The sequence below is a fragment of the Hydrogenophaga sp. genome, from assembly GCF_048549895.1.
GTDB lineage: Bacteria > Pseudomonadota > Gammaproteobacteria > Burkholderiales > Burkholderiaceae_C > Hydrogenophaga.
In genome coordinates, this window is the sequence record NZ_JBLYYB010000034.1 from 1 (window position 1) to 9,109 (window position 9,109).

Consider the following 9,109-nt stretch of genomic DNA (forward strand, 5'->3'; position numbering starts at 1 on the left):
ATGAATCACGACAGAAACAACCTGTTTGTCCTCGTTTAGGAAACCAAAATGTTCACCAATATCCTGATTGCCAACCGTGGCGAAATTGCCTGCCGATTGATCGCCACCGCGAAGAAGATGGGCATCGCCACCGTGGCGGTGTATTCCGAGGCCGACAAGGAAGCGCGCCACGTGCAACTGGCCGACGAGGCCGTGCTGCTCGGCCCGGCGCCTTCGCGCGAGAGTTACCTCGTGGCCGACAAGATCATTGCCGCCGCCAAACAGACCGGCGCGCAGGCCATCCACCCCGGCTACGGCTTCCTGTCCGAAAACGAGGCCTTCGCCCGGCGCGTGGAAGAGGAGGGCATGGCCTTCATCGGCCCCAAGCACTTCAGCATCGCGGCCATGGGCGACAAGATCGCGTCCAAGAAGCTGGCGAATGCGGCAAAGGTCAACACCATCCCGGGCTGGAACGACGCCATCGAGAGTGCCGCGCGTGCGGTGGAGATTGCGAAGGACATCGGCTTCCCGGTGATGATCAAGGCCAGCGCCGGTGGCGGTGGCAAGGGCCTGCGCGTGGCCTACAACGACAAGGAGGCCCTGGAGGGCTTCACCGCGTGCCAGAACGAGGCGCGCAACAGCTTCGGCGACGACCGCATCTTCATCGAAAAATTCGTGCAGGAGCCGCGCCACATCGAGATCCAGGTGCTGGGCGATTCGCATGGCAACGTGATCTACCTGAACGAGCGCGAATGCTCCATCCAGCGCCGCCACCAGAAGGTGATCGAAGAGGCACCGTCGCCCTTCATCAGCGATGCCACGCGCAAGGCCATGGGCGAACAGGCCGTGGCGCTGGCCAAGGCGGTGAAGTACCAGAGCGCGGGCACGGTGGAGTTCGTGGTGGGCAAGGACCAGGACTTCTATTTCCTCGAAATGAACACACGCCTGCAGGTGGAGCACCCGGTGACCGAGTGCATCACCGGGCTGGATCTGGTGGAACTCATGATCCGCGTGGCGGCCGGTGAGAAGCTGCCGCTCACGCAGGCCGATGTGAAACGCGACGGCTGGGCGATCGAGTGCCGCATCAACGCGGAAGACCCGTTCCGCAATTTCCTGCCCAGCACCGGCCGGCTGGTGCGCTTTGCGCCACCCGCGCAAAGCATGTGGCAGGCGAACACGGCCGATCTGCTGGGCGTGCGCGTGGACACCGGCGTGCAGGACGGTGGCGAGATCCCGATGTTCTACGACTCGATGATCGCCAAGCTGATCGTGCACGGCAAAGACCGGGCGGAAGCCATCACCAAGATGCGCGGAGCGCTCAACGGATTTGTCATCCGGGGTATCAGCAGCAACATTCCGTTCCAGGCGGCGCTGCTCGCGCACCCGAAATTTGTGGCCGGTGACTTCAACACAGGCTTCATCGCCGAGCACTACGGCCAGGGTTTTCGCGCCGAGGACGTGCCGCACGACGACGCCGACTTTCTGGTGGCGCTCGCCGCCTTTGTGCGCCGCAAGTCGCGCGAGCGTGCAGCGGGCCTCTCAGGCCAGTTGCCGGGTTACGGCGTGAAGGTGGGTCACGACTTTCGCGTGATCGTGCTGGGCGCCATGGGTGCGCATGTTTACAAGCCGGTGCACGTGGACGAGGTGGTGGGCCAGCTCGGCTCGGCCGTGGTCACAGTGGCCGGCAAGCGCTACGCCATCAGCAGCCCTTCGCGCCTGAACGACATCTGCATCACTGGCGAATGCAACGGCCAGCCGTTCACGGCGCAGATCGAGCGCGGCACGCCGCGCAACCCGCTGGCACTGGTGGTGCAGCACAACGGCACCCGCATCGAGACCATGGTGGTCTCCCCGCGCATGGCCGAGCTGCACGCGCTCATGCCGTTCAAGGCGCCGGCCGACATGAGCAAATACGTGCTCTCGCCGATGCCCGGTTTGCTGGTCGACGTGGCGGTGCAGCCGGGCCAGAAGGTGCAGGCGGGCGAGCGCGTTGCGGTGATCGAGGCCATGAAGATGGAGAACGTGTTGTTCGCCGCAGCCGACGGCGTGGTGGGCAAGGTGCTGGCCTCCAAGGGCGAATCGCTGGTGGTGGACCAGCCCATCATCGAGTTCGAATGAGTCCTGAATGAACCCGCGATGGACCGCTGCCCCACAGACGGCGGGCTTTGAATTGCGCTACCCTGCGGGTCACGACGACTCTGAAGGACACCGCATGCGGCAAGGTTTGGCTTTCGCGCTGGGGTATTTGCGCAATCCGAGGCGGGTGGGTGCCATCGCCCCGGCTTCCAAAGCGCTGGCGCAAGCCATCCTGAACGAGGTGATGCGTTCCGCGCCTGGCACCTTGATCGAGGTGGGGGCCGGCACCGGGGCCATCACCCGGGCGCTGTTGCCCGCATTGGCCAAGGTTAACCGTTTCATGGTGATCGAGCGCGACCCCGGCTTTGCCCAGCTGCTTCGCCGCAGTTTTCCCGATCTCGAGGTGCTGAACCATTGCGCCACCCGGCTCGACGCGCTGGACATCGAGAAGCACAGCCCGGTGACGGTGGTGTCGTCCTTGCCGCTGTTGTCCATGACGCGCGACGAGGCGCACGGTTGCATCGACGCCATGGTTGCGCTGATCGAAGGCCGCCCCGGTTCGCGCCTCATCCAGTACACCTACGCTTCGCCGCATTTGCGGCCTTTCAAGGACATTCCGGTGGGTTGGCGCTGGCGCCGGGCCGCCTCCATCTGGGCGAACCTGCCACCGGCCACGGTGTGGACGCTGGAGCAGGCCACCCACCCTTCCCACACCCACAACGGTTTTCACTGACGCTTGACATCCTCCCAGCCCTAGAGGGCAAGAATTCCTACACCTAGAGGGTCATGCCCGACCCCGACCGAACGAGCATGCTGTCCGATCTTATTCACCGCAGCTTCAACGGCTTTCGCCTCCCCTGCGGCGGCAAATTGTTCTCCGAGAATCGCCAGTCCACGAGCGAGGATATTGCGGGCAGCGTTCGTATCGCGGTCGTGGCTCACGCCACATACCGCGCAGCCCCACTGTCGGATGGACAGGTCGGCAATACCTTTCGGACCGCTGATTGCTCCGCAGTGGTTGCACATCCTCGTGGTGCCCGCTTCGGGCACCTCAACAAACCACGTGCCTGCGTCATCGCATTTGTACCGCAACATGGTTCTCATCGCGCTCCAGCCCGCATCCAGCACGCTCTTGGCGTGCGGCCCACGTGCAAGTGCGCTCGCATTCACATCGCCCACACAAATCACCGAATGCTGGCAAACCAGCTTCCTCGTAATCTTATGCAGGAGGTCTTTCCGGCGGTTCGCGATCTTGGCGTGGATCGCCTTGACTCGCTTGGACTTGTGCGCTCGCTGCGCCGTGGCCAGCGCTGGCTCCAAGTCGCGGTAGAAGCGCTCGGCGGCAACCTTGCTACCGTCGCTGAGCGCTGCCAGATCTTTCAACCCCAGATCGAGTCCGATGGCGCCGCCATCCACACGAACCATCATGGGCCGCTTGACGTTTACCGTGACGTTCAGGTACCAGCGCCCGCGAGAGTCTTCGCTGAAGCTGCCCGCGCGCAGTTCGTGCTCACCCAGTCCCCAGCTGTCCCACACCGAAAGCCATTTGCCAGCGTAGTAAACCTGGCCATGTGCATACTTGATTGTGCGTACTTTGAACGGCAACCAGCCCAGCGATCGGCGTGCGCCTTTGCTCTTGCGCCATGCCAGCCGCACTCGTTTGTGCTGCCTGCGGCTGCGTGCGTATTGTTCTGCAGTCTCCTGTACCGTCTGGATCGGCAGGCTGAGCGCAGCCTCACTGCGTGTGCAGCCCTTCAGGTAAGGCCAGAATTCGAAGCCGGTAAGGAATTTGCGCTCGCGCTCAAAGACGCGGATTTGCAGGTCGTTGCAGTAATTCCAGACGGTATTGACCTCGCGCGAAAGTTGCGCAAGCCAAGCTGCATGGCGATCTTTAACCCGCACGCGCAGTACACGCGTGGTGCAATCTTCGAAAGATATACTGGACATATATCCAGTATATCTAGAATGGCTTTGAAAACAAAGGATATGCGAGAAGAAAGGCTTGATCTCAGGCTCGCGCTCTATCCCTCCCGTCCCTGAGAGACCGAGTTTTACCTTGCACAATCATGATCACTTCAACAAGTTTTATCAGACCTTTCAGGGTATTGGGTATCCAGCAAATCGCCATCGGTGGTCCAGACAAGCAGCGCCTGCAAAAACTCTGGGTTGACATGCTCGGCCTGGAAGTCACAGGCACCTTTCGCAGCGAGCGCGAAAACGTGGACGAAGACATCTGCGCCATCGGCATCGGGCCGTTCAAGGTCGAGGTCGACCTGATGCAGCCGCTGGACCCCGAGAAAAAGCCTGCGGTGCACACCACACCCCTAAATCACATCGGCCTTTGGATCGACGACCTGCCGACCGCCGTAGACTGGCTGACGGCACAGGGTGTGCGGTTTGCGCCGGGGGGCATCCGCCCAGGGGCAGCGGGCTTCGACATCACTTTTCTGCACCCCAAGGCCAACGACGAGTTCCCCATCGCGGGCGAAGGCGTGTTGATCGAACTGGTGCAGGCACCGCCCGAGGTGGTCAGCGCGTTTGCCCGGCTGTCCGCCCAGCCTGGCTGAGGCGAACAGTCGGCAGAAGCCCGGAGCAAAGCGGGCTTTGGGCCGTTGTTCGGAGGACTGCACAGGTCGATGGCGACCTACGCTTGAGGTGTCCAGGGGCCACACCTCCGAGCGCCTGGGCACCCACCTCCAGGAGCTCGCCATGAGCACGGTCCCGACCCGACACAAGCCAGCCACCGTACCGCTTTCGGTGAACCGCCGCGCGCCCGACGCTTCGCAGCTCTGGCCCCGCGATCTGTTGGAGGCGTTCTGCCTTCGCATGTCGAGCCAGGGCATGTGTGTGAGCCGGGCACTCATGCAGCACGACCGCCGCTACGGTCTGGAACAACTCTCGCACGCCCGCAACATGGCCGATGACACGCTGCGTGTGATGGCTGTGCAGCTGTTTCGCCATTTTGAATCTCGTCAATCGGGGATTTCCGGTCCCCATTGAGCGTCCCGGCACCTCAAGACAGTCCCGTTTTGGCCGATAGATCCTCAAACACACAGAGGAGACACAAGCGCATGTCCGGCTTTCACCCCTTGTCCACCGGCGTCTGGCTGATGCGGCGCTTGCGCCTGCGCGGCAAGTTGCTGCTGCTGGCTGCCGCGTCTCTGTTGCCGCAGGTTTTTTCATGGGCGCTCTCCGGGTCACCTTTGGCCAGTACCTGGGTGCTGGGTATCGAGCTCGGTGGCGCAGCGGTGCTGGCCTACCTCATGCTCAGTTTCTACGTGAGCTTCATGAGCGACTTCCGCCAGGTGCTCGCCAGCATGGAAGAAACCGCGTCGGGCAACCTGCGCACCGTGCTCAAGGCCAGCGGCAACGACGAACTGGCCGATCTCACCCGCCTGCTCGACCGCATGATCGGCAACCTCTCGGCCATGGTTGCCGAGGTGCGCAGCAACTCGGCCCTGGTGGCCCACGCCGGCAAGAGCCTGGCCACCGGCAACCGCGATCTGGCCGACCGCACCGAACAACAAGCCGCCAACCTGGAGCAGACGGCCGCCAGCGTGCAGGAGCTCTCCAGCACGGTGCAGCAAAACGCCCAGACCGCCGGCGACTCCGACGAGCAGGCCGCGCAGGTGCGCGATGTGGCGGAGTCGGGCGCGCAGTCGATGGGCCGCGCCGTTGAGTCGGTGGAAGGCATCCAGAAAAGCGCGCAGCAGATGAACGAGATCATCGGCGTGATCGACAGCCTGGCGTTCCAGACCAACATCCTGGCGCTCAACGCGGCGGTGGAGGCCGCCCGTGCGGGCGAGCAGGGCAGGGGGTTTGCGGTGGTGGCCGCCGAGGTGCGATCGCTGGCCCAGCGTTCGGCTGCATCGTCCAAGGAAATTCGCCAGCTCATCGAGAACTCACGCCAGCAGGTGGAGGCCAGCGTGGCGCAGATCCGCACCGCAGGCAGCAGCATCCAGCAGATCGCCAACGGGGTACGCGGTGTGGCGGCGAACATGTCGCTGATCTCGGCGTCGAGCGCCGAACAGAGCTCCGGCCTGAGCGAGATCTCGTCGGCCGTTTCGCAGCTCGACGAGATCACCCAGCGCAATGCCCAGATGGTCGAACGCGCCGTGGCGCAGGCCGACCAGCTGGAGCAGCGCGCGGCGCACCTGTCCAAAGCGGTGTCGTCTTTCATGCTGCAGCAGGGCACGGCCGAAGAGGCCATGCAACTGGTGGACCGGGCCCTGGCCATGCGCCAGCAGCGCGGGCGCGATGCCTTTGTGCGCGAGATCACCACGCCCGCCAACGGTTTCCACGACCGGGACATGTACGTGTTTGCGCTGGACAAGAGCGGCGTCTACCGCTCGTTCGGCGGCAAACCCGAGAAAGTGGGCAGCCGCGTGCAGGACATCCCTGGCATCGACGGCCAGGCGCTGCTGGGCGCCATCGTCTCGCAGGCCGAAGCCGGTGCAGGCTGGGTCGAATACGACATCGGCAACCCGGCCAATGGCAGCATCCAGGCCAAGATGTCCTATGTGGTGAAGGTCGATGACCTCTACGTGGGTTGCGGCGTTTACAAGACCGCCGCCGCGCGCCAGGCGGCCTGATTCAGACGCTGGTTCGCTTGGCCCTGGCGCGGGCCAACGCGGCTTCGATCACGGTGCGTTTCTTGTCCAGCAACGCTTCGTCGGTGATCTTTGAATGCGCGGCCAGGTCGGCCAGCTTTTCCTGCGCCTTGGCTTCGAGCCGATCGTCGTGCTCGCGCTTCTCACGTGCCAGCCGGGTTTGCCTTGCCTCGTAGCGCTGTTTGCCCTGGCGCGCCTGCTCTGCCGTCCAGGCCTTCCAACCGGTTTGCTCGCCGCTGACGATCTCCAGCGAAATGCAGTCCACCGGACACACCGGCAAACACAGTTCGCAGCCGGTGCAGACCGGCTCGATCACGGTGTGCATGCGTTTGTTGCTGCCCACAATCGCATCGGTCGGACAGACCTTGATGCACAGCGTGCAGCCTATGCACCAGGCCTCGTCGATCACAGCCACCGTGAGCGGGCCTTCGATGCCGTTGTGTGGGTTCAGCGGTGTGGCGGGCAGGCCGGTGATGGCGGCCAGGCGGGTGACGCCCTCGGCGCCACCGGGCGGGCACTGGTTGATGTCGGCAGCACCGTCCGCAATCGCCAGCGCGTAGCTCGCGCAGTCGGGATAGCCGCAGCGCGTGCACTGGGTTTGTGGCAGAGCGGCGTCAATGCGCCTGGCGAGGTCGTTCATGACGGCCAATATACCGGCGCCTTTGAGGGGCGCCCGGCTTCTGGGGCGAAGCGTTTCAGGTGGTCGTGGTGCGCGGCTTGCGTGCGGCGGCTGCCTTGGTTGCTGGCTTCGCCACCTTGGCGGGTGCAGCCTTCACGGCGGGCTTGACCGGGGCTTTGGCAGCAGCTTTCACTGCCTTGGGCGAGGCGGCCTTGGCCACCACGGGTGCGGGCACCACGGTGGGCTGGTGCACCTTCAGGAAGGTCTTCACCACCGGATGCACAAACTCGCGCCAGCGGCGACCACTGAAGATGCCGTAGTGGCCTGCGCCGGCAGCTTCGTAGTGCATGCGGTGCGTCTTGGGAATGCCGGTGCACAGGTCGTGCGCGGCTGCGGTCTGGCCCGAGCCCGAAATGTCGTCGAGCTCGCCTTCCACCGTGAGCAGGGCGGTGTGCTGGATGTCCTGTGGGCGCACACGCTCCAGCTTGCCTTGCGGGTTCTTCACATCCCAGGTACCGTTGACCAGCTTGAAGTCCTGAAACACCGTGTCGATGGTTTCCAGGTAGTAGTCCGCGTCCATGTCGAGCACGGCGTTGTACTCGTCGTAGAACTTGCGGTGGCTCTCGGCGCTCTCGTTGTCACCCTTGATCAGGTCTTTGAAGTAATCGTAGTGGCTCGAAGCGTGGCGGTCGGGGTTCATGGCCACGAAGCCGGTGTGCTGCAGGAAGCCGGGGTACACGCGGCGGCCTGCGCCGGGGAAGTTGTCGGGCACGCGGTAGATCACGTTGTTCTCGAACCAGCTGTGCGCGCGTTGGGTGGCCAGGTTGTTCACCGCAGTGGGCGATTTGCGCGCGTCGATCGGGCCGCCCATCATGGTCATGGACAGCGGCGTCGTTTCGCCCCGGCTGGCCATGAGGGACACAGCAGCCAGCACCGGCACGGTGGGCTGGCACACGCTGATCACGTGGCAGTTGCCGTAGGCTTTTTGCAGATGGCGAATGAACTCCTGCACGTAGTTGACGTAGTCGTCGAGGTGGAACTCGCCGTCCGACAGCGGCACGAGCCGTGCATTTTTCCAGTCGGTGATGTAGACCTTGTGGTCCTTGAGCATGGTGCGCACGGTGTCGCGCAGCAGCGTGGCGTAGTGGCCCGAGAGGGGTGCAACGATCAGCACCACCGGCTCGCCCTTGAGCTTGGCCAGCGTGTTGGTGTCATCGGAGAAACGCTTGAAGCGGCGCAACTCGCAGAACGGCTTGTCGATCTCGATGCGTTCGTGGATCGCGACATCGATGCCGTCAATGTCCACCGTGTGAATGCCGAAGACCGGCTTCTCGTAGTCCTTGCCCAAGCGGTGCATCAGGTCGTAGCCGGCCGAGATGCGCTGCGCCATCGGCAACTGGGCCAGGGGACGGGAGGGGTTGGTGAACAGCTTGGCCGCCACTTCGGCCAGGTCTGAAAACGGCTCCATCATGGAGCGCTGGGTTTCGTAAATCTGGTACAGCATGGGTGTCCGTCTTCGTTATGTTGCAGTGCAATATAGCAGCATGGGTTCGGTAACGTTAGCTTGATAACATCTAATTTGCAGGGCCATTTGTCACCTTCGCGAAAGGATCGGGCTCGCCGATTCCAGCCCCAGCCAGATGGTTGAGACGAAACCCTTCTGTGTCCATGCCCGTTCGCTTGGTCGGGCACGTCAGCCCGATGAACGCAGAAGGGCCGCTCGAGAGCGGCCCTTGTTGGGTGGATTTTGTTTGTTCAGACCACTTTTGCGATCGACTGGCAGACGTAGTCGATGTTCTTGCTGTTGAGCGCGGCCACGCACATG

8 protein-coding genes are annotated in these 9,109 nt (G+C 63.4%); 5 read left to right on the forward strand and 3 right to left on the reverse strand.

Going from position 1 to position 9,109, the window contains the following annotated elements; translation table 11 throughout:
* Positions 1-48 precede the first annotated feature (48 nt).
* Together ACN4F8_RS02830 and ACN4F8_RS02835 are read left to right on the forward strand one after the other, a co-directional pair.
* On the forward strand, positions 49-2,097 hold the full coding sequence (locus ACN4F8_RS02830; RefSeq protein WP_419472204.1) for an acetyl-CoA carboxylase biotin carboxylase subunit: 2,049 nt from the start codon (positions 49-51) through the stop codon (positions 2,095-2,097).
* A 7-nt stretch (positions 2,098-2,104) separates the two neighbouring features.
* Positions 2,105-2,788, forward strand: a complete 684-nt coding sequence (locus ACN4F8_RS02835; protein ID WP_419472205.1) for a class I SAM-dependent methyltransferase — start codon at positions 2,105-2,107, stop codon at positions 2,786-2,788.
* Positions 2,789-2,808: 20 nt separating this feature from the next.
* On the opposite strand, the gene ACN4F8_RS02840 is transcribed toward ACN4F8_RS02835, so the two are convergent.
* Positions 2,809-4,002: an RNA-guided endonuclease InsQ/TnpB family protein gene (locus tag ACN4F8_RS02840; RefSeq protein ID WP_419472206.1), complete on the reverse strand. Its 1,194-nt coding sequence runs from the start codon at positions 4,000-4,002 to the stop codon at positions 2,809-2,811.
* A gap of 119 nt (positions 4,003-4,121) precedes the next feature.
* Here ACN4F8_RS02840 and ACN4F8_RS02845 point away from each other — a divergent pair, with 119 nt between their 5' ends.
* The 3 genes from ACN4F8_RS02845 (at position 4,122) to ACN4F8_RS02855 (ending at position 6,647) form a co-directional block, all read left to right on the forward strand.
* On the forward strand, positions 4,122-4,622 hold the full coding sequence (locus tag ACN4F8_RS02845) for a VOC family protein (RefSeq protein WP_419472207.1): 501 nt from the start codon (positions 4,122-4,124) through the stop codon (positions 4,620-4,622).
* Between the two features lie 142 nt (positions 4,623-4,764).
* A complete protein-coding gene (locus ACN4F8_RS02850) occupies positions 4,765-5,055 on the forward strand; it encodes a hypothetical protein (protein WP_419472208.1) in 291 nt (96 codons plus the stop codon).
* Between the two features lie 71 nt (positions 5,056-5,126).
* Complete coding sequence (locus ACN4F8_RS02855) at positions 5,127-6,647, forward strand: methyl-accepting chemotaxis protein (protein WP_419472209.1); 1,521 nt, start codon at positions 5,127-5,129, stop codon at positions 6,645-6,647.
* A 1-nt stretch (position 6,648) separates the two neighbouring features.
* Here ACN4F8_RS02855 and rsxB read toward each other — a convergent pair whose 3' ends face one another.
* Together rsxB and ACN4F8_RS02865 are read right to left on the reverse strand one after the other, a co-directional pair.
* Entirely contained in the window at positions 6,649-7,305 is a 657-nt protein-coding gene (rsxB, locus tag ACN4F8_RS02860; protein ID WP_419472210.1) for an electron transport complex subunit RsxB, read from the reverse strand.
* A gap of 55 nt (positions 7,306-7,360) precedes the next feature.
* Positions 7,361-8,788: a polyhydroxyalkanoate depolymerase gene (locus ACN4F8_RS02865; protein ID WP_419472211.1), complete on the reverse strand. Its 1,428-nt coding sequence runs from the start codon at positions 8,786-8,788 to the stop codon at positions 7,361-7,363.
* Between the last annotated feature and the right edge of the window lie 321 nt (positions 8,789-9,109).

What these genes read in the sequence shown, in the direction of transcription:
- ACN4F8_RS02850 (WP_419472208.1), top strand. Translation starts at nt 4,765, where the DNA reads ATGAGCACGGTCCCGACCCGACACAAGCCAGCCACCGTACCGCTTTCG.
- rsxB (WP_419472210.1), bottom strand. Translation starts at nt 7,305, where the DNA reads ATGAACGACCTCGCCAGGCGCATTGACGCCGCTCTGCCACAAACCCAG.
- ACN4F8_RS02840 (WP_419472206.1), bottom strand. Translation starts at nt 4,002, where the DNA reads ATGTCCAGTATATCTTTCGAAGATTGCACCACGCGTGTACTGCGCGTG.
- ACN4F8_RS02835 (WP_419472205.1), top strand. Translation starts at nt 2,105, where the DNA reads ATGAACCCGCGATGGACCGCTGCCCCACAGACGGCGGGCTTTGAATTG.
- ACN4F8_RS02865 (WP_419472211.1), bottom strand. Translation starts at nt 8,788, where the DNA reads ATGCTGTACCAGATTTACGAAACCCAGCGCTCCATGATGGAGCCGTTT.
- ACN4F8_RS02830 (WP_419472204.1), top strand. Translation starts at nt 49, where the DNA reads ATGTTCACCAATATCCTGATTGCCAACCGTGGCGAAATTGCCTGCCGA.
- ACN4F8_RS02855 (WP_419472209.1), top strand. Translation starts at nt 5,127, where the DNA reads ATGTCCGGCTTTCACCCCTTGTCCACCGGCGTCTGGCTGATGCGGCGC.
- ACN4F8_RS02845 (WP_419472207.1), top strand. Translation starts at nt 4,122, where the DNA reads ATGATCACTTCAACAAGTTTTATCAGACCTTTCAGGGTATTGGGTATC.